Origin of the sequence: Pseudoalteromonas sp. PA2MD11, from assembly GCF_017808125.1 — a bacterium.
Classification (GTDB): Bacteria; Pseudomonadota; Gammaproteobacteria; order Enterobacterales; family Alteromonadaceae; genus Pseudoalteromonas; species Pseudoalteromonas simplex.
In genome coordinates, this window is record NZ_JADKNF010000008.1 from 107,957 (window position 1) to 128,317 (window position 20,361).

Here is a 20,361-nt window from a genome sequence, read left to right on the forward strand (position 1 = left end):
TAATAAGATTGGTATGACTCAATTTATTTGCGTGCTATTTTATAAAAAAATCATTTTAAACTGAACTTTTATATTCATGGTGCAGTCAGAGTTTGTGTAAACAATGGCGAGTATATGAATAGCAAGCAAGAATCAAACAGAGGAGTACCGGCTCGAATGAGCGAGCAGGATTTGGATTTAGCGCTAGTTAAAAGGGTCCAGCAAGGAGATAAAAACGCCTTCAACCTATTAGTTAGAAAATATCAGAATAAAATTGCAGGTTTGATTTCACGTTATGTATCGAACCAAGGTGATGTTGCTGATGTCGCACAAGAAGCTTTTATTAAAGCCTACCGTGCTTTACCTAACTTTAGAGGTGATAGCGCCTTTTATACTTGGTTGTACCGTATCGCCGTAAATTGTGCTAAAAATTACTTAGTTGCGCAGGGTCGCAAACCCCCAGCTAACGATGTTGATGCCGAAGAAGCAGAATTTTATGACAGTGCAGATGCAATGCGTTCAAACGCATCGCCAGAAAACCTGTTATTAAGTGACGAAGTACGTGCTGTAATTTTTAATACGATCGATAGTTTGCCTGAAGATCTAAAAACCGCGATTACCCTTCGTGAAATTGAAGGTATGAGCTATGAAGAAATAGCCGTGGTTATGGATTGCCCTGTGGGAACGGTGCGTTCACGTATTTTCCGTGCCCGTGAGGCGATTGATAATAAATTGAATCCATTAATAGGTGAGTCTTAGTATGACAAAAGCAGACGTTAACAAGTTGGATAATGAGCAGTTGTCCGCGTTACTTGACGGCGAGCAGCAGTTAACTGATCAAGCGATCACAAACGACGATGTGTCTACATTTGGTCGTTACGCAATGATTGGTGATGTAATGCGTGCTGAGGCAAATAACAACGCTTTTAATTTTGACATTGCAGATGCAGTGGCTGAATCACTAGAGCAAGAACCTGTTTACGCAGATTTCGCGAATAAAACAACGGCACCAAAAAGCGAAGAAATCGTGGCGGCAACAGGCACTGATAACGTAGTAGCATTTAATTGGCGTCGTCCATTTGCCCAAGTGGCCATTGCTGCTAGTGTTGCCATGTTTGCTATTGTGGGCGTACAAACTTTGCCACAAAACAGTGAAGTGCCACAAAATGACATCCCAACATTACAAACTGTACCATTAACCGGTATGGCCTCTCCTGTTAGTTACTCATCTGAGCAACCTGCATTAGAAAATGCAGAGCAAGGTTTACGTGAGTTACAACAACAGCGTATTGGTGCATTAGTGCTTGAGCACCAACGTCAAGCACGTGTTGCATATTCGCTAGAAAAATCGCAAACTGCAGACGAGGAAAAAAACTAATTAAATGAAAGTTTTTACTTTTATTTTGTCGCTGGTATTAACGGCTCCAGCCATTGCCAGCGACGAAAATCCCGCCAAGACTTTATTAAATGATATGGCTATGGCCGTTCATACTCGCAACTTTGACGCATCATTTGTGGTTGTAAAAGGCCAAGCCATGGAACCCTATCGCTGGTTACATGCAAAACAAGGCGATATTGAGCTTGAGCATTTAAGTTTACTCAACGGCGCTGGCCTAGAAATGGTGCGCGTTGACGATCAAGTGACCTATTTTGAGCCTCATTCTGAGCCTTATTCAGTGAAAACAGACTCTATCGCCGGGCCAATTCCTGAAGTGCTTTTTAAAGATATCAATCGGCTAAGCGCTCACTATGATTTTGTGCTTGGCGGAAAAGGCCGTATTGCAGGGCGCTCAGCACAGTTAGTGCGTATCGAATCAAAAGATGAATACAAATATAACTATTGGATTTGGCTAGATACTGAGTCATCGTTGTTGCTTAAATCTGCCTATGTGAATCACAAAGGTGAAATGCTTGAGCAGTTACAGTTAACTCATATCAGCGTAACAGAGCAGCCAGCACCTATGTTAGTTGAAATGCAAAACCGTGACTTTCCTGCGGTGTTGGCGACTAACGATTTAGCCAGCGATGGTGACGGCGCAGCGAATGATTGGAAAATTGGTTGGCTCCCTGATGGCTTTAAGTTATTAAAGTCAGATCGCCATAAACTTGATTTAAATAATGAACTTGCTGACTATTATTTATATTCAGATGGGTTTGTTGAAGTGTCTGTTTTTATTCAAAGACCGTTACCTGGAAAGCGTGCAAGCGGCGCTTTAACCTCAGGTGCAACGACTGTGTATGTGCACAATGGTGGTAGCTTTGATGTATCGGTTGTTGGTAATATCCCAGCTATGACAGCCAAAGCTATAGCTGAGTCGGTAGCGCGACCTCTTTAAATCATGATTGAACAAACACTCACTGTCGTGTCAGTTAAAGGCACGACAGCGAATTTAGAAGCAGAACAAAAGCAAGCCTGTGCCGGCTGTAATGGTCGTTGTGGTTCGCAAGTTTTTGCAAAGCTGTTTGGAACAGCTAAAAAAACCTTTCCTTATACCTTCGAAAAAGAGCTCCAAGTAGGGCAAAAAGTAACTTTAGCACTCGATGATAGCCACTTAGTTAAACACGCTATGGCTGTTTACATGCTACCCCTTTTGTTTAGTTTAGGGTTTGCTTTAATCGCATTTTCGGCTTTTTCGCTTGCCGAAGGCTGGCAAATTTTAGCCGCCGTGATTGGTGGTTTGACGGGCTATGCGATAGCAAAATCAAGGGTTAAGAGCCTGAAGCATGATATTAAAGTAATAAAAATTCACCCAATTACTATTCCTTTCACTCAAATAGATGGTGATTAAAGCCAATTAAATGTAAAATTGTCGCTTTATACACTTAGTCCATTTTATATAGAAGTTTAGAATCCAGTTTATGAAGCATATCCGTAATTTTTCGATCATCGCCCATATTGACCATGGTAAATCGACTCTCTCTGACCGTCTTATCCAAGTTTGTGGTGGTTTAACAGACCGTGAAATGCAGCAGCAGGTGTTAGACTCAATGGACATAGAGCGTGAGCGTGGTATTACCATCAAAGCGCAAAGTGTAACGCTAAATTATAAAGCTAAAGACGGCGAAACATACCAGTTAAACTTTATCGACACGCCAGGACATGTTGACTTCACATACGAAGTATCACGTTCACTTGCAGCCTGTGAAGGTGCACTTTTAGTTGTTGATGCGGGTCAAGGTGTAGAAGCGCAAACTTTAGCTAACTGCTACACAGCAATCGAAATGGACTTAGAAGTTATTCCAGTTCTAAATAAAATCGACTTACCACAAGCCGATCCACTTCGTGTAGCAGAAGAAATTGAAGACATCATTGGTATCGATGCCCTAGATGCAGTGCAATGTAGTGCTAAAACGGGTATTGGTATTGAAGAAGTACTCGAAATCATTGTTAAAGATATTCCGCCGCCAGAAGGTGACAAAGACAAGCCACTACAAGCGCTTATTATTGATTCATGGTTTGACCCATACCAAGGCGTTGTATCACTAGTACGTATCAAACATGGTGAATTACGCTCGGGCGATAAAATTAAGATCATGTCGAATGATCAAGTTCATATCGCAGATAAAGTGGGTATTTTCACACCAAAACAAACCAACACGGGTATCCTAAAAACCGGTGAGGTAGGCTTTGTTATTGCGGGTATTAAAGAAATCCATGGTGCACCTGTAGGTGATACCATCACTTTACAACGTAACTCTGCGCCAGAGCGTTTACCGGGCTTCCAACGCATTAAACCGCAGGTTTATGCAGGTATGTTCCCAATTTCATCAGATGACTATGAGTCATTCCGTGATGCGCTTGATAAATTAAGCTTGAACGATGCGTCGTTATTCTTCGAGCCAGAAAACTCAACAGCACTAGGCTTTGGTTTCCGTTGTGGCTTCTTAGGCATGCTACACATGGAAATCATTCAAGAGCGTCTTGAGCGTGAATACGACATTGATCTTATTACCACTGCGCCAACAGTAATCTACGAAGTAGAGACTAAAGACGGAACTAAACAGATAGATAACCCGTCTGACTTACCGCCAGTGAATAATATTCTTGAAATCCGTGAGCCAATTGTTGAAGCTAACATATTAGTTCCGCAAGAGTTTTTAGGTAACGTAATTACGCTTTGTGTTGAAAAGCGTGGTATGCAAACTAAAATGAGCTACCATGGTAAGCAAGTTGCGGTGACGTACGAATTACCGATGGCTGAAGTAGTCATGGACTTCTTTGATAAGTTAAAATCAACAAGCCGTGGTTTTGCATCGCTTGATTATAACTTCAAGCATTTCCAAGCTTCAGACATGGTACGTGTTGACGTATTAATTAATGGTGAGCGTGTTGATGCGTTAGCTATTATTGTTCACCGTGATATTGCACAATCACGTGGTCGTCAGTTAGCTGAAGCACTGAAAGACTTAATTCCACGTCAGCAGTTTGATATTGCGATTCAAGCAGCGATTGGTCAGCATGTTATTGCCCGTACAACAGTTAAGCAATTACGTAAAAACGTAATCGCAAAATGTTACGGTGGTGACGTGAGCCGTAAGAAGAAACTGCTACAAAAACAAAAAGAAGGTAAAAAGCGAATGAAGCAACTAGGTAACGTTGAAGTACCTCAAGATGCATTCTTAGCTATCCTTAAAGTTGGTAAATAATTAGAAGTAAATAAAGGAATTAATGCATGGCGGGTTACTTTTCTATTTTCTTAGTGTTGTTAACGCTAGGCTCAGGATTAATTTGGTTAATTGACCACTTTATGTATGCGCCAAAGCGTCAGCAACGCATTGCCCTTGCTCAAAATGCAGCAGGTGGTGAACTAGACGAAGAAACCGCCGCATTAATTGCGCCTGAGCCAAGTATCACTGAAACGGCTAAGTCAATTTTTCCGATGATTGCAGCGATCACGATTTTTCGCTCTTTCATTTTTGAACCGTTTCAAATTCCATCTGGCTCAATGATGCCAACCCTATTAGTGGGTGACTTCATTTTGGTACAGAAGTACTCATATGGCATCAAAGACCCAATTTGGCGTAGCCAGTTAGTTGATGTTGATGAACCTGAACGTGGTGATATTGTGGTATTTAAATACCCATTAGACGAGCGTGTAGATTACATTAAACGTACGATTGGTTTACCGGGCGATAAAATTGTTTATCGCAATAAGCACCTTTATATTCAGCCAAAATGTGCCGAAGGTGAAACGCAGCAAGGTGATTTGCTGTGTAATGAATACAACAAAATTGATATGGAAATCCTCAATAGTGACGAGTTCAAGCAGGGTTCGATGAATTTAGTGCGCTTAGAAGAAAACCTAAGCACATTGAATCATAATATTTTAATTAACCCGCAAGCTCCTGAAATGAAAGGCCGTTATTATCAACAACCAGGTACACGCTCTGATGAGTGGGTTGTTCCTGCCGATCATTATTTCATGATGGGTGATAACCGTGATAATAGCCAAGACAGTCGCTTTTGGGGCTTTGTACCTAAAGAAAACTTGGTAGGTAAAGCCGTCTTTATATGGATGAGTTTTGAATTTGAGAATGGCCCAGATGACTTTTTACCAGGCTGGGTTCCAACTGGTGTTCGTTTTGAACGCCTAGGTAATATTCAGTAACGATGAAAAAAAACGTAACAGAGTTATACAACAAAATAGGTTATACATTTACTGATCAAGCTTTGCTTGAGCAGGCAATGACGCACCGCAGTCATAAAGGCCAACATAACGAGCGCTTAGAGTTTTTGGGCGATTCGATTTTGAGCTTTGTGATTGCGAATGCGCTTTACACTAAATTTCCAAAAGCACGCGAAGGTGATTTAAGCCGCATGCGTTCGACCCTAGTTCGTGGTCAAACGTTGGCTGAATTTGGCCTAGAGTTTGGCTTAGGCGATTACTTACGCTTAGGTCCAGGCGAGCTTAAAAGCGGTGGTTTTCGCCGTGAATCAACCCTTGCTGATGCCGTTGAGGCGATTATTGGTGCGGTGTTCTTAGACTCAAACATTGAGCAATGTGGTGAGTTAATTTTAAGCTGGTACGAGTCGCGTCTTGATGCAATTTCGCCGGGCTTAAATCAAAAAGATCCAAAAACATTACTTCAAGAATACTTACAAGCGCGCAAATTATCGTTACCTGGCTACACTGTAATTGATACAAAAGGCCAAGCGCACAATCAAACATTCACGGTTGAATGTATTGTTGAAGGGATGGATAGCATTATCTCAGTAGGTAGCTCACGTCGTAAAGCTGAGCAAAAAGCCGCTGAAAAAGCCTTAAAGATACTTAAAAATGAATCTTGATGATTTAATTAGCAAAGAACCTGCAGAGCTAGACACGCACTGCGGTATGGTTGCCATTGTTGGCCGCCCAAATGTAGGTAAATCAACCTTACTTAACTATATTGTTGAGCAAAAGGTGTCTATTACCTCGCGTAAGCCACAAACCACACGACACCGTATCATGGGTATTCATACCGAAGGTAAATACCAGGCTGTTTATGTGGATACACCAGGCTTACACGTAGAAGAAAAACGCGCTATTAACCGTTTAATGAACCGTGCTGCATCAAGCTCAATTGGCGATGTCGAACTGATCATCTTTGTGGTTGAAGGCACACACTGGAACGAAGACGATGAGATGGTACTAAATAAAGTACGTCAGAGCGGTCGCCCAGTGTTATTAGTTATGAATAAAATTGACCAAGTTAAAGACCGTGATTTAGTGCTTCCGCACATGCAGTTTTTAGGTGGTAAATTTGATTTTGTGGCTATTATGCCGGTCTCTGCGAAGCAGGGTAAAAATATTGATTTAATCAAAGATGAAGTGAAAAAGCGTTTACCGCTTTGTGAGTTTTACTTCCCTGAAGACTACGTAACAGACCGTTCAATGCGCTTTATGGCAGCTGAAGTGATCCGTGAAAAGCTGATGCGCTTTATGGGTGATGAGTTACCATATTCAGTCACTGTAGAGATTGAACAGTTTAAATGGCAAGAAAACGGTGTTTGGCAAATTAATGGTTTGATCCTCGTTGAGCGTGAAACGCAAAAGCGTATGGTGATCGGCAATAAAGGCGAAAAGCTGAAAGTTATTGGCCGTGAAGCTCGTAAAGACCTTGAAGATATGCTTGATAACAAAGTGTTTTTAGAACTTTGGGTAAAAGTGAAGTCTGGCTGGGCCGACGATGAGCGTGCGCTACGTAGCCTTGGCTATGGTGAAGACTAAGTAAAGTCTTACACGCCATGGATAGCGAATTCTACACAGCATACTTGCTGCACCGACGTCCATTTAGCGACTCGCAAGTCATGCTCGATATGCTGGTAGAAGGCGTTGGTCAGCTGAGAATGCTGGCCCGTGTTAGTGGTCGCCAGGCCACTAAACATAAAGCACAATTACAACCTTTCCAATCTCTGCTCGTACAATATAACGGCAAGTCTGATTTAAAATACATTAATCGTTTTGAACCCCATGGCCGGCAAACTATGTTGCAGGGTACCGAGCTTTATTGCGGCTTCTATATGAACGAATTAACCAATCGTATCGTACCTATCAATGAGCCGATGGAAAGTGTTTATCATCTTTATAAACAGCATCTAGGTGAATTATCAACCACTAAAAACCTGCAAGCGGTGCTTCGCTCTTATGAGTTTCAGTTACTTGAAATGCTTGGTTATGGCGTTGATTTTAGTGTTGATGCCGAAGGTGATGAAATTAACGATGCAGCAAATTACCAGTACTTTGCTGAATACGGTTTTTTACTGCATGACGACCCCCATAGTGGTTTTTCAGGAAAGCAATTAAATGCCATAGCAGCTCATGACTTTAGCGCCCCTGATGTGTTATATATGGCAAAGCAATTAAGTCGATACCTACTCAAGCCTTTACTTGGTAAAAAGCCATTAAAAAGCCGTGAGTTATTTATTAAGTAGGCTGATGTTCAGCCTTGAATCGTTGTTTTAAACAGGTAAAAAAATGAAAGATATTCTTCTTGGTGTAAACGTTGATCACATTGCCACTTTACGCCAAGCGCGTGGCACGAGTTACCCAGATCCTGCGCATGCTGCAGCTGTTGCAGAGCATGCTGGTGCAGATGGTATCACCATTCATTTGCGTGAAGACCGTCGTCATATTCAAGATCGCGACGTATATGTGATGGCAAAAACGATTCAAACACGTATGAATCTTGAAATTGCAGTGACCGATGAAATGATCGACATCGCCCTTGAAGTGAAACCTGCTTATGTTTGTTTAGTGCCTGAAAAGCGTGAAGAGCTTACCACAGAGGGTGGTCTTGATGTTGTGGGTAATTTTGAAAAAGTAAAAGCAGCAACAGAAAAGCTAACAGCAGCAGGAATTAAGGTTTCGTTATTCATTGATGCCGACAACGCACAACTTGACGCTGCAAAAGCGTGTAATGCTCCATACGTTGAAATTCACACCGGTGCTTATGCTGATGCTGAAAATGACGAAGAACTTCACACTGAGCTTGAGCGTATTCGTAGCGGCGTACAATATGCCGATAGCCTAGGTTTAATCGTAAATGCCGGCCATGGTCTTCATTACCACAATGTAAAACCCATTGCGGCAATGCCAGAAATTTATGAGTTAAACATTGGTCATGCGATTATTGCCCGTGCAGCGATTGATGGTTTAGAAAAAGCAGTCAGCGATATGAAACGTTTAATGATTGAAGCAAGACTTTAAGCTGACGCCTTTAATAAGAGCCAGCAAATTTGAATACTGAGCGCGGTGGATGTGATATCCACCGCGTTTTTTATTTACTCAGATAAACAATAAATTGTGCAAGCAATGAAGATAGCCAAGGGGAAAGGCAGAGTAGGACCACTAAATATTGATGCTTTTTCTTAAAGCTTTTCAAAACATCATCATCTATTGCCGACAATTCACCTTTCTTAATTGAATGAATAACCATTGAGTCAGGTTTTGCTTTCATTAAGCGGGCTTTACTCTCGTATGCTTGCCACTGTTCAGTGTAATTAGTTTTTACGTATTCGTTTGCCATCACACACAGCTTTTTAGAACTGAGTATGAACCAAAAGAACGATAATGATGTAAAAACCAAAAATAAAATAAAAAACATTAATCTTCCTTGATATCCTTCATAACTTTTAACGTTGCTGCTCAAGCATTCCAGCATCGCTCAACAAATTATTTAGCTCATCAACAAGCTCAAACAATTCAGGCTCAATGTAATTTAAATCGCAATCACCTTTTAGTGCTGTCTCGAGTGTTTCGGCGAGGGATTTAAGTTTTGGCACACCAGTGTAACAACATGCGCCATGGAACTTGTGCACAATGCTAAGCACATGTTCACAATCTTCTTTTTCTATAGCTTCATTGAGCAGACGCAAGGTTTCCGGCACGCTGAGTAATAACATATTGAGCATTTCTAGTGCTAGCTCTTCTTTACCGCCAGCACGTTGTAGTGCTAACTGCCAATCTAAGCGGGCACTTTCAAATGGAGGCTCTGAGTTAATTGCTGCAACTTTGTTGCGTTCACGGTTAATCGGTGATTGTGGACTATGATCGCTAATTATTTGTTTTAGCATGTCCTCATCAATAGGTTTGGTTAAATAGCCTTTAAAACCATCCTTAAGTAGCTGTTCTTTTTCACCCGCTAGGGCGTGAGCGGTTACAGCAATGATAGGGGTATCTTCATTAAGAGATGACTCGCGAATAAGTTTACATGCAGTAATACCATCCATAATTGGCATTTGGATGTCCATGAAGATTAAGTCATATTTGTGGCTTTTACTTAAGCTGTAAGCTTGTGAACCGTTGTGTGCGGTATCTATCAGTTCTATTTGTTCATCAAGCAAGGTGCAAATAAGTTTAAGGTTGGCATCGTTATCGTCTACAACCAGTACTTTTAGCGGTAATAGTTTTTCATCGCCTTGTTCAATGTTATGTACAGGGTGATCAAGGCGATAAGGTGCAGCAAGCACTTCGCATAATTTACGGTGGTTAAGTGGTTTGCTTAAGCACGCATCTGCTCCGCTGCCAATAAAGGCTTCGCGCATATTATGCGAAACTGTATTGAGCATAAGGTAAAGATAGTCAGTGACAGGGCGAACGGCTTTTACATAACTCTTGAGCTGTTGCATATCATCAATTGCAGCTGTATGACCGATAATACAAATATCGTAACTGAAGTCTTTGTTAATCTCAGCTAAGAAACTTTCTTCATCTAAGCAGGCAGTTACTCGTGCTTGCCACTCATTGAGCAATGACAGAGTCGCTTGGTGTGTATGCTCGTGAGGTTCAAGGTAAAGAATACGCTTATTAATTAGTGACTGAGTCGGTAAGTCACTGGTAATTGAGTTACTTGGCGTTCTGAATACGGCATTGAATGTAAAGCAGGTACCATTACCAGGTGCTGAGTTTAGGGTGATGCGGCCATTCATCGCTTCAACAATATGTTTAGTGATGATTAAGCCAAGACCTGTGCCACCAAATTTACGGGTGATACTAGAGTCTGCCTGGCCAAATGGGGTAAATAACGCATCTTGTTTATCCATTGGGATGCCTACACCAGTGTCGGTGACAGACACTAAAATAGAGGCGCGTTCTTCATCTAATAAGCGATAGCCAACATCAACTTTGATTGAGCCTTTTTCAGTAAACTTAATGGCATTACTTAACAGGTTGATTAAAATTTGTTTAAAGCGGGTCGGGTCGCCAGTTAAGTTGTCGGGTACTTGTGGGTGGATAAATATCGATAGCTCAAGTTGTTTTTCGTGAGCACTTGGTGCCAACAAGGTCATAACTTCATTAATATTGTCACGGAGCTGGAATTGCATTGACTCAAGTTCCATGGCTCCGGCTTCTAATTTCGAAAAGTCTAAAATATCGCTGATAATGGTAAGTAAACTATTTGCCGACAGTTCAATGGTATCAAGATAATCTTTTTGATGTTTATTCAGCGGAGTCTTATAAAGCTGGCGTGTAAAACCAATTACACCATTCAAAGGTGTGCGTAATTCGTGACTCATTTTAGCTAAAAAGTCTGATTTTACTCGGTTCGCGTCTTGCGCGTCTTTTTTAGCAATACTTAACTGAATATTTTGGGTTTCGTATTGTTCGAGTGTTTCGCGGTAATCAGAGGTTGCTTGGTCAATGTGCTTTTGCATCTCATCACGTTGCACGACCATAGTTTCTGCAATGGTATTTAAACCTGTGCGTAATAACTCAAACTCACCAAACATTTTTTGATCAAGTCCAGTGTCTACTTTACCTTCAATAAGCTTGTCGGTAGCTAGTACTAACTTATTAAGAGGCTGAATAAACATGCGAGTTAGTCTAAACGCTAATACGATAGCAAGTATGAGCGCGAGTAATATCACTACGCCACTGACCAATAATGCTCGTTGCTGGCCAATAATGGCTTGTTGTTTGTTAAGCATGATCACCACAGTACCAAGTGATGCTTGATAGCTGTGATGATTCCAAATCGTGTCTTGGCGGCTATGATTAATTATGGCAGTGGAGAATGTTAAATAGTGCTCAGAATTTTTTACTTGGATGCCATCCATGTTGTTTGCATTGCTGCTAACAATTTCTTTGAACTCACTTTGGTATTTACTAAAAATCACTAACTCATTGTTTTCATCAAAAATAGCAATTGATTGGATAGCAGGGGAGTGTTTGTTGTGCGTATGACTAATTAAGCGAGTTAATAAGGCTTTATCACGCTTTAATAGCGGTTGCTCAACAGCAATGGCGAGGGGCTCAATAATAGTCACGCCCTGTTGATACAAAATTTCATCGAGCTCAATGTAACGATTTATTGTAAAATAACCGCCCAGCAACAAGCCTATGATCACAGTCGGTATAAGTGTAAGGGTTAAGACTGAGTCACGTAAGCCAAATTTAGTCATAAAGAATGTTGTTATCATTATTATCGTTGTTTAAGAGTATATACTTACTCCCGCTTTATCAATAATTAAGGTGTTGCCCAATGGCACAGATTTTCAAAGCCAAAAAGAAATCCGTTTCGCAAAAAATGCTAACCCTGAATGTCACTGCTATGGATCACCAAGGGCGGGGCGTTGCTAAGCAGGGAAATAAAGTCTGTTTTGTTAATGGTGCTTTGCCGGGTGAAGAAGTAAAAGCATTATTGATTGAAGATAAGGCACGCTTTGCCAGTGCTGATTGTAAAAAAGTGCTATCAGCCTCAGCGCATAGGGTTACTCCTTTTTGCCAGCATTATCAGGTTTGTGGTGGTTGTCAGCTACAGCACCTTGATGCAGAGCAGCAATTGGTTGAGAAGCAAGCGGCGGTAAGTCAGCTGTTTAGCAAGTTTGCCAAAGCTGATAACTTAAATTGGCAAGCACCTCTGCTTAGTGAAGAGCGCCATTATCGTCGCTCTGCGCGCATTGCCGTAATGCACGACAAAGCCGCAAAGAAAATGCGAGTAGGGTATCGGGCTCAAGGTTCTAAACTATTAGTGAGCATAGAAAACTGTGATGTGCTGAGCGGCACTTTTAAAGACGTTTTTTCAGTTTTTGATGTTCTTATCAACAGCCATTCAGGTCTGAGTAGCATTAGTCACTTACAATTATGTGAAGCTGATAACGCGGCCTTTGTGGTTATTAGGCATACCAAAGCCATTAACGCAGAGTTAAAAGCTATTGTAGTCGCAGCGTGTGATGAATATAGCTGGCGTGTTGTGTGGCAGTCACACAGTGGCGAAATTGATCACAGTGACCATCCAATGCCGTACTACCATATACCGGCTTATGATTTACGCTTTGAGTTTGGCCTTGAAAACTTTATTCAAGTTAACCCGCAAGTAAACCAAGCTATGCTGCATCAAGCAAAACAGTGGCTTGATTTACAAGGTCATGAGCAGGTATTGGATTTGTTTTGTGGCATTGGTAACTTTTCATTATTGATTGCAAAGTATGCTAAATATGTTATTGGTGTTGAAGGGGTCGATTCTGCGGTTGCATTAGCAAAACAAAATGCGCAAACTAACTCATTGTCGAATACCGATTTTTATTGTTTTGATTTAACAAAATCACTGCAATCAGCTGCTTGGTTTAGTGCCGAACTTGACGTGCTAGTACTTGACCCATCACGTACTGGTGCAATGGCTATTTTAGAGCAGTTACCACTTACTCAGTTTAAAACGATTTTATACGTCTCTTGTGATCCTGTTACTTTAGCCCGTGACAGTGCAATTATTTTACAAGCAGGCTTTAGCATTGAAAAAATTGGGCTTATGAATATGTTCCCGCATACCGGGCATATTGAAACGATGGCGTTATTTCACAGGAGGTAAAGCGCACATGGTAGCCACTAGACAGTCACATCAGCTAACTAAGCCGAGTGATTTTGCCAGCCGTATCGAGCTGTTAGCGCTAACAGAAGACAAACATACCTTATTAGAGCAGGCTCACCAACTGTGCCTGCATTGCGATGATGCAAAACGTGAAAACACAGCCATTGAAATGGTGGAGATTTTAGCTGAGCTAAATTTAGACGCAGATTCCCTTGCTACTGCTTTTTTAACGCCTTATTTTTTAGCTGAAAAAATCTCGATAGAGACAGTCACTGAAAAGCTGGGTAACCACGTTGCATTATTACTAACTGGCGTAAGCCAAATGGCGACCATCAGTACCTTAGCCCACCAAGGGAAAGGCACTGTACAAATTGATAATATCCGCCGCATGTTATTAGCCATGGTTGAAGATGTGCGGGCTGTAGTGATTAAACTGGCAGAGCAAGTGTGCCACTTGCGTGATGTTAAAGACGCCAGTGAAGAAGAGCGCGTTATTGCCGCTAAAGAAACTCGCGACATTTTTGCCCCCCTTGCTAACCGTTTAGGGATTGGCCAGCTTAAGTGGGAACTTGAAGACCTGTCGTTCCGTTATCTGCATCCAGATACCTATAAAAATATCGCTAAACAGCTAGATGATAAGCGCCTTGCCCGTGAAGCTTACATGGAGAACATGGTTGCTTTAGTTAAAGCACGCTTGGCTGAGGCGGGTATTGAAGGTGAGGTGTATGGTCGCCCTAAGCATATCTACAGCATCTACAAAAAAATGGCACAGAAGAACTATGAGTTCGACCAGCTTTTTGACATTCGCGCTATGCGCATAGTGGTAGAGCGTCTGCAAGATTGTTACGCGGCGTTAGGTATCGTTCATACTAACTGGCGCCATTTAAATAAAGAATTTGATGATTACATCGCAACACCTAAACAAAACGGTTATCAGTCAATCCATACCGTGGTATTTGGCCCTGAAGGTAAAACCGTTGAAATTCAAATTCGTACGAGCGAAATGCATCAAGATGCTGAGTTAGGTGTTGCTGCGCATTGGATGTACAAAGAAGGTGCATTGCCAGGGCGTGGGTCGGGCTACGAGCAAAAAATTAGTTGGTTACGTAAGTTACTGCAATGGCAAGAAGAAGTTGTTGATGGTAGTGATCTTGCGGAAGAGCTTAAAAACCAAGTAGTAGAAGACCGCGTTTATGTGTTTACGCCTAAGGGTGATATTTTCGATTTACCGCTGGGTGCAACACCACTTGATTTTGCTTATTACATTCACTCAAACGTAGGGCATCGCTGTATTGGTGCAAAAGTGTTCGGCAAAATCGTACCCTTTACTCATCAATTAAGTACCGGTGATCAGGTTGAAATTTTAACTCAAAAGCAGCCTAATCCAAGCCGTGATTGGTTAAACCCATCGCTTGGTTATATTAAGTCATCACGAGCTCGTTCTAAAATCCATCATTGGTTTAAGCAGCTTGATCGCGATAAAAACTTAAGTGCCGGTAAAGAGATTCTTGAAACTGAGCTGCAAAAGCTGGATTTATCGACCAAAGATCTAGCGCCAGCAATTGAGCGTTTTAACCTTAAAGGCCTTGACGACCTTATGGTTGCGGTAGGTGCTGGGGATGTTCGCTTAAACCAGTTATTAAACTTTATTAGTGACCGTGAGCATGACGAACCACAAATTAAGTTTAAAAAACCAAAAAGTGTCACTGGCGATAAGAACGGTATTGTTGTTGATGGGGTAGGTAGCTTAATGAGCCATGTTGCTAAATGCTGCCGACCCGTGCCGGGTGATGAAATCATCGGCTACATTACGCAAGGCCGAGGGATTGCAGTTCACCGAGAGGATTGTGATTCGTTTGAGAAACTTCGCCAGAAGCATCCTGAGCGGGTGATATCAGTAAGTTGGTCAGACGACATTAATGGCTCTTACTCATTAACGATTAAAGTTGAAGCCACTGACCGCTCAGGTCTTATTCGAGATATCAGCTCAGTGCTTGCAAACGAAAAAGTGAATGTGCTGAACATGAACGTCAACACAATTGAAGATAAGCAACTTGCGCTGTTTTCAATGCAGGTTGAAGTGCATGACCTATCGAGTACTAACCGCTTATTGTCTAAGCTACACCAAATCGAAGGTGTGCATGATGCAAAGCGTGGTCATTCGTAATGAGTAATAAACAGGCAATTGAGCAATCGCTTGCAATTATGGCCAAACTTCGGGACCCAGAATCTGGGTGCCCGTGGGATTTAAAACAAGACTTTAAATCGATTGTGCCGCATACCCTTGAAGAAGCTTATGAAGTAGCAGACTGCATTGAAAAAGGTGAATTCACTGAGCTTAAAAGTGAGCTTGGCGATTTACTTTTTCAAGTCATCTTTTATGCTCAACTTGCTAAAGAGCAGGGCTTATTTGATTTTGCCGATGTGGCTAATACGCTTAATGATAAATTAGTTCGTCGTCATCCCCATGTCTTTGCAAAGCAAAGTGAGCTGTCGGACGCTGAGCTTTCAGCGCAGTGGCAAGCTATTAAAGCACAAGAGCGAGCAGAAAAAACCGCCTCTCCACAAATGAGTTTATGGCAAGATATTCCTGATGCGATGCCGGGCTTATCAAAAGCGAAGAAGATTCAACAGCGTGTAGCAAGCCTAGGGTTTGATTGGCCAAGTTATCATGGGGCACTCGATAAAGTTGCTGAAGAAGTAGACGAAGTTAAAGAAGCACTGGCTCATGATCCTAACTCTGATCATAGTGCAGAGGAGTTGGGTGATTTACTTTTTGCAACGGTAAATGTAGCCCGTCATATTAAACGTGACCCTGAGCAATTATTACGAAGTGCCAATGCTAAGTTCGCGTCACGCTTTGAAAAAGTGGCTGCTTACTTAGGTGAACGTGGTCAAAGTTTAGAGACGGCTAGCCTCGAAGAAATGGACAACGCATGGGAAGCCATTAAAAAGCAGGCAAACTAAGTAAGTTATGATACGGCTTGGGTACAGCGTAACCAAGCTCGTTTTTTGTTCACTTATTTGCTAATTTTATCTGGATTGATAGCAGTCCCTTTGCTACAATATCGCCCCGTCTTGATTCTATATTATTCCTTTTAATTCCTGATATTCTAGGGTTCGCATGAGTACAAAATTTATCTTCGTAACTGGCGGGGTTGTTTCTTCGTTGGGTAAGGGTATTGCAGCAGCGTCATTAGCCGCTATTTTAGAAGCACGTGGTCTTAACGTGACTATTTTAAAGCTGGATCCTTACATTAACGTTGACCCAGGCACTATGAGCCCAATTCAGCACGGTGAAGTATTTGTAACTGAAGACGGTGCAGAGACTGACCTTGACTTAGGTCACTATGAGCGTTTCATCCGTACCAAGATGACTAGCCGCAACAACTTCACACAAGGTCGTGTTTATGAAGATGTATTACGACGTGAGCGTCGTGGTGAGTACCTTGGTGCAACAATTCAGGTTATTCCACACATCACAAACGACATTAAGCAACGTGTATACGACGGTGCTGAAGGTCGCGATGTAGCAATCGTTGAAATTGGCGGTACAGTTGGTGACATCGAGTCACAACCATTCTTAGAAGCAATTCGTCAGCTTGGCACTGAAATTGGCCGTGAGCGCGCATTGTTTATCCACCTAACGTTAGTGCCATTCTTAGGCCCTGCAGGTGAAGTTAAAACTAAGCCAACACAACATTCAGTAAAAGAATTACGTTCGATTGGTATCCAACCTGATATCTTGATCTGTCGTTCTGATCGTAAATTACCAAATAACGAGCGTGCGAAGATTGCACTTTTCACTAACGTTGAAGAGAAAGCCGTTATTTCATTACCAGACGTAGAAAGCATCTATAAGATCCCTGCGTTACTTAAGTCACAAGAATTAGATAACTTCGTATGTCGTCGTTTCTACCTTGAGTGCCCAGAAGCAGATTTATCTGAATGGGAACAAGTGTTATATCAAGAGTCTAACCCGACAGGTGAAGTGACAATTGGTATGGTTGGTAAGTACATAGAACTACCAGATGCATATAAATCAGTAAACGAAGCATTAAAGCATGCGGGTCTGAAAAACCGTTTAACTGTGAACATCGAATATGTTGATTCACAAGACTTAGAAAGCAAAGGTACTGAGTTACTGTCTCACCTTGATGCTATCTTAGTACCAGGTGGCTTCGGCGGCCGTGGTGTTGAAGGTAAGATCTTAGCGGCTAAATATGCACGTGAAAACAAAGTTCCTTACTTAGGCATTTGTTTAGGTATGCAAGTAGCGCTTATTGAATATGCGCGTAACGTTGCAGGCCTTGAAGATGCAAACTCAACTGAGTTTAACGCAAACTCTGCGCACCCAGTTGTTGGTTTAATCACAGAGTGGCAAGATGCTGACGGTAACGTTGAAATCCGTGATGAGCAATCTGACCTAGGTGGCACTATGCGTTTAGGTGCACAGAAGTGTCACTTAACACCAGGTTCAAAAGTAAGCGAAGTATACGGAAGTGACGAAATAGTTGAACGTCACCGTCACCGTTATGAAGTGAATAACCACTTTGTAGAGCAGCTTGAAAAAGCTGGCTTAAGTTTCACTGGTTTATCTGAAGATAAGAAACTAGTCGAAATCATCGAGAATAAAGATCACCCTTGGTTTATTGCCGCGCAATTCCATCCGGAATTTACGTCAACGCCACGTGATGGTCACCCGCTGTTTGAAGGGTTTGTTGCAGCTGCACACACTCACCAAAAAGCGTCATCGTAATTTAAATAGGCCGTGCTATATGCACGGCTTATTTGTTTTAAAAAGCCAGCAACAATAAAGCTGGCACTAACTCACCATTTTCGGGAAAAGAGGAATCAAGATGTCAGAAATCGTAAAAGTGATTGGTCGCGAAATCATGGACTCGCGTGGTAACCCAACTGTTGAAGCTGATGTACATTTAGCTGATGGTTCATGGGGCCGTGCTGCAGCACCTTCTGGTGCATCAACAGGTACTCGCGAAGCGCTTGAATTACGTGATGGTGATAAAGCACGTTACCTAGGTAAAGGTGTTTTAAAAGCAGTAGGCTATATCAATAACGAAATCGCTGAAGCGCTTAAAGGTCAAAACGCAGTGGATCAAAAAGCGGTTGACCAAGTAATGCTTGACTTAGATGGTACTGAAAACAAAGAAAAATTAGGTGCAAATGCTATCTTAGCTGTGTCTTTAGCAACAGCTAAAGCGGCTGCTAACTCTAAAGGCGTAGAGCTTTATGAGCACATTGCAGACTTAAACGGCACACCAGGTGTTTACTCAATGCCATTACCTATGATGAACATCATCAACGGTGGTGAGCACGCTGATAACTCTGTTGATATTCAAGAGTTCATGATCCAGCCAGTTGGCGCTACAAACTTCCGTGAAGCGCTGCGCATGGGCGCTGAAGTTTTCCACAGCCTAGCAAAAGTACTTAAAGCTGAAGGTCACTCTACATCAGTAGGTGATGAAGGTGGTTTTGCTCCTAACCTTGAATCAAACGAAGCGGCACTTGCTGCAATCAAGGTCGCTGTTGCAAATGCAGGTTATGAGCTTGGTAAAGATATCACTCTAGCTCTAGACTGTGCGGCATCTGAGTTCTACGACAAAGAAGCAAATATCTACGACCTTAAAGGCGAAGGTAAAAAATTCACTTCTGAAGAATTCAACCACTTCTTAAAAGGCCTTACAGAGCAATACCCAATTGTTTCAATTGAAGACGGCTTAGATGAGTCTGATTGGGATGGTTTCGCACACCAAACACAACTAATTGGCGACAGAGTACAATTAGTAGGTGATGATCTTTTCGTAACTAACACAAAGATCTTAAAGCGTGGTATTGATAACGGTATTGCTAACTCAATCCTAATCAAGTTCAACCAAATCGGTTCATTAACTGAAACGCTTGCTGCTATCAAAATGGCTAAAGACGCTGGCTTCACAGCTGTTATCTCACACCGTTCAGGTGAAACTGAAGATGCGACAATTGCTGATTTAGCAGTAGGTACTGCAGCGGGTCAAATCAAAACGGGTTCATTAAGCCGTTCTGACCGTATTGCTAAGTACAACCAATTACTTCGCATTGAAGAAGTATTAGGTGAGAAAGCACCTTACAATGGTCTTAAAGAGGTTAAAGGTCAGTAATCTGGCTTATAGCTCATCAAGACCTTAAAAACCTCCTTCGGGAGGTTTTTTTATAGCTGAAATTGTTGTTTTAGGATCTCGCCGGTAAAGCTGGTTTTTAGATAAAAGCCGCGAGGTAAGGTTTGTACTATCTGGCCATTCGGGCCAATTGCATCAGTCAGCGCTTTGCTATTGGCAGCTTTTGGCCTTATTTGCATTACATCGCCTAAATGACCCGAAATTTCATCTACGCGACCAAGGGCGATTAGCTCCATTTGTTCTTCCCAATCACGTTGTAAAAGGGCATCTTGCTCTGCACTTGGCTGCCATAAAAAGCCACTGCCTATGGTACGGTGAAAAGGCAGTATCTCACGTTCGCCTAAAATCGGTAGCCATAAAACATGATTCAACTTTTTACGAACCGTGCTTTGCTGCCAAGTCATTCCTGTCACATTTAATAGCGGCGTTACCGAAACAAAGGTTGTTTCGAGAGGTTTGCCTTTAAATGAAATAGGTAAGGTTTTTAGCTCAATACCTAACTCTTCAAAATCAGGTGTTGGTTTTGAACCCGCTGTTGCGCCAAGTACATATTCAATAAGTTGCCCGGTCCAGCCTTTTTCACGTAGTAAATCGTCAGGGGTTTTAAATTGATATTGCTCAGCTAATTGCCCTAAGGTGAGGCCGGCTATAGCATCAACACGTTGCATTAATTCGTTTACTGAGGCTGGTTTTATAGGTCGCATAAGGCGTTTATTTGATTGTCTATTTATCCGGTTCATGATAGCAAATGCGCGCCTTAGTGGATATCTTTGTGTTTGGGTGTTTTTTGCGCACGTTAAGTGTGGGCTAAAAATAATCAGTATTATTTTTCGGTGTCATAATCTAACTAATTGATATTTATATATTTTGCTGTTTTTGTACGGTGTTTCCATTTCATTAATTAATCAGTTGTTTG

Annotated in this window: 18 protein-coding genes; 15 read left to right on the plus strand and 3 right to left on the minus strand. The window is 41.9% G+C overall.

Annotation, left to right across the window (positions count from 1 at the left end):
- Window positions 1–156: 156 nt before the first annotated feature.
- From rpoE to pdxJ, 10 genes are all read left to right on the plus strand, one after another.
- Entirely contained in the window at window positions 157–738 is a 582-nt protein-coding gene (gene rpoE / locus ISP07_RS10825) for an RNA polymerase sigma factor RpoE (protein ID WP_036969086.1), read from the plus strand.
- A 1-nt stretch (window position 739) separates the two neighbouring features.
- Window positions 740–1,357: a sigma-E factor negative regulatory protein gene (locus ISP07_RS10830; RefSeq protein ID WP_209327627.1), complete on the plus strand. Its 618-nt coding sequence runs from the start codon at window positions 740–742 to the stop codon at window positions 1,355–1,357.
- Between the two features lie 4 nt (window positions 1,358–1,361).
- The gene (locus ISP07_RS10835; protein WP_054554333.1) at window positions 1,362–2,315 is read left to right on the plus strand and encodes a MucB/RseB C-terminal domain-containing protein; all 954 of its coding nucleotides are present in this window, start codon (window positions 1,362–1,364) and stop codon (window positions 2,313–2,315) included.
- Between the two features lie 3 nt (window positions 2,316–2,318).
- Window positions 2,319–2,768 carry a SoxR reducing system RseC family protein gene (locus ISP07_RS10840; RefSeq protein WP_054554334.1) on the plus strand — a complete coding sequence of 150 codons (450 nt, stop codon included), beginning with the start codon at window positions 2,319–2,321 and terminating at the stop codon, window positions 2,766–2,768.
- Window positions 2,769–2,838: 70 nt separating this feature from the next.
- Window positions 2,839–4,626, plus strand: a complete 1,788-nt coding sequence (gene lepA, locus ISP07_RS10845) for a translation elongation factor 4 (RefSeq protein WP_054554335.1) — start codon at window positions 2,839–2,841, stop codon at window positions 4,624–4,626.
- 26 nt (window positions 4,627–4,652) lie between these two features.
- Window positions 4,653–5,588: a signal peptidase I gene (gene lepB, locus ISP07_RS10850; RefSeq protein WP_054554336.1), complete on the plus strand. Its 936-nt coding sequence runs from the start codon at window positions 4,653–4,655 to the stop codon at window positions 5,586–5,588.
- A gap of 2 nt (window positions 5,589–5,590) precedes the next feature.
- Window positions 5,591–6,268 carry a ribonuclease III gene (gene rnc, locus ISP07_RS10855; protein ID WP_054554337.1) on the plus strand — a complete coding sequence of 226 codons (678 nt, stop codon included), beginning with the start codon at window positions 5,591–5,593 and terminating at the stop codon, window positions 6,266–6,268.
- Window positions 6,258–7,190 (plus strand): GTPase Era, encoded by a 933-nt coding sequence (gene era / locus ISP07_RS10860; RefSeq protein ID WP_054554338.1) that lies wholly within the window; start codon window positions 6,258–6,260, stop codon window positions 7,188–7,190. The genes rnc and era overlap by 11 nt, the downstream gene beginning before the upstream one ends.
- 17 nt (window positions 7,191–7,207) lie before the next feature.
- Entirely contained in the window at window positions 7,208–7,894 is a 687-nt protein-coding gene (gene recO / locus ISP07_RS10865) for a DNA repair protein RecO (protein WP_209327628.1), read from the plus strand.
- Between the two features lie 43 nt (window positions 7,895–7,937).
- Complete coding sequence (gene pdxJ / locus ISP07_RS10870) at window positions 7,938–8,669, plus strand: pyridoxine 5'-phosphate synthase (RefSeq protein WP_054554340.1); 732 nt, start codon at window positions 7,938–7,940, stop codon at window positions 8,667–8,669.
- A 70-nt stretch (window positions 8,670–8,739) separates the two neighbouring features.
- Here the strand turns inward: pdxJ and ISP07_RS10875 are convergent, their stop codons facing one another.
- Entirely contained in the window at window positions 8,740–9,066 is a 327-nt protein-coding gene (locus ISP07_RS10875; protein WP_054554341.1) for a hypothetical protein, read from the minus strand.
- 28 nt (window positions 9,067–9,094) lie between these two features.
- On the minus strand, window positions 9,095–11,863 hold the full coding sequence (gene barA / locus ISP07_RS10880; RefSeq protein ID WP_209327652.1) for a two-component sensor histidine kinase BarA: 2,769 nt from the start codon (window positions 11,861–11,863) through the stop codon (window positions 9,095–9,097).
- 80 nt (window positions 11,864–11,943) lie between these two features.
- Between barA and rlmD the strand changes: the two genes are divergently transcribed.
- The 5 genes from rlmD (at window position 11,944) to eno (ending at window position 19,427) form a co-directional block, all read left to right on the plus strand.
- A complete protein-coding gene (gene rlmD / locus ISP07_RS10885) occupies window positions 11,944–13,269 on the plus strand; it encodes a 23S rRNA (uracil(1939)-C(5))-methyltransferase RlmD (RefSeq protein WP_209327629.1) in 1,326 nt (441 codons plus the stop codon).
- Window positions 13,270–13,276: 7 nt separating this feature from the next.
- A complete protein-coding gene (gene relA, locus ISP07_RS10890; protein ID WP_054554344.1) occupies window positions 13,277–15,436 on the plus strand; it encodes a GTP diphosphokinase in 2,160 nt (719 codons plus the stop codon).
- Window positions 15,436–16,236, plus strand: a complete 801-nt coding sequence (gene mazG, locus ISP07_RS10895) for a nucleoside triphosphate pyrophosphohydrolase (protein WP_209327630.1) — start codon at window positions 15,436–15,438, stop codon at window positions 16,234–16,236. The genes relA and mazG overlap by 1 nt, the downstream gene beginning before the upstream one ends.
- 157 nt (window positions 16,237–16,393) lie before the next feature.
- Complete coding sequence (locus ISP07_RS10900) at window positions 16,394–18,028, plus strand: CTP synthase (RefSeq protein WP_054554346.1); 1,635 nt, start codon at window positions 16,394–16,396, stop codon at window positions 18,026–18,028.
- A gap of 100 nt (window positions 18,029–18,128) precedes the next feature.
- Window positions 18,129–19,427: a phosphopyruvate hydratase gene (eno, locus tag ISP07_RS10905; protein WP_209327631.1), complete on the plus strand. Its 1,299-nt coding sequence runs from the start codon at window positions 18,129–18,131 to the stop codon at window positions 19,425–19,427.
- Window positions 19,428–19,477: 50 nt separating this feature from the next.
- Here the strand turns inward: eno and mutH are convergent, their stop codons facing one another.
- Window positions 19,478–20,149 carry a DNA mismatch repair endonuclease MutH gene (mutH, locus tag ISP07_RS10910; protein WP_063707194.1) on the minus strand — a complete coding sequence of 224 codons (672 nt, stop codon included), beginning with the start codon at window positions 20,147–20,149 and terminating at the stop codon, window positions 19,478–19,480.
- Window positions 20,150–20,361: the final 212 nt, after the last annotated feature.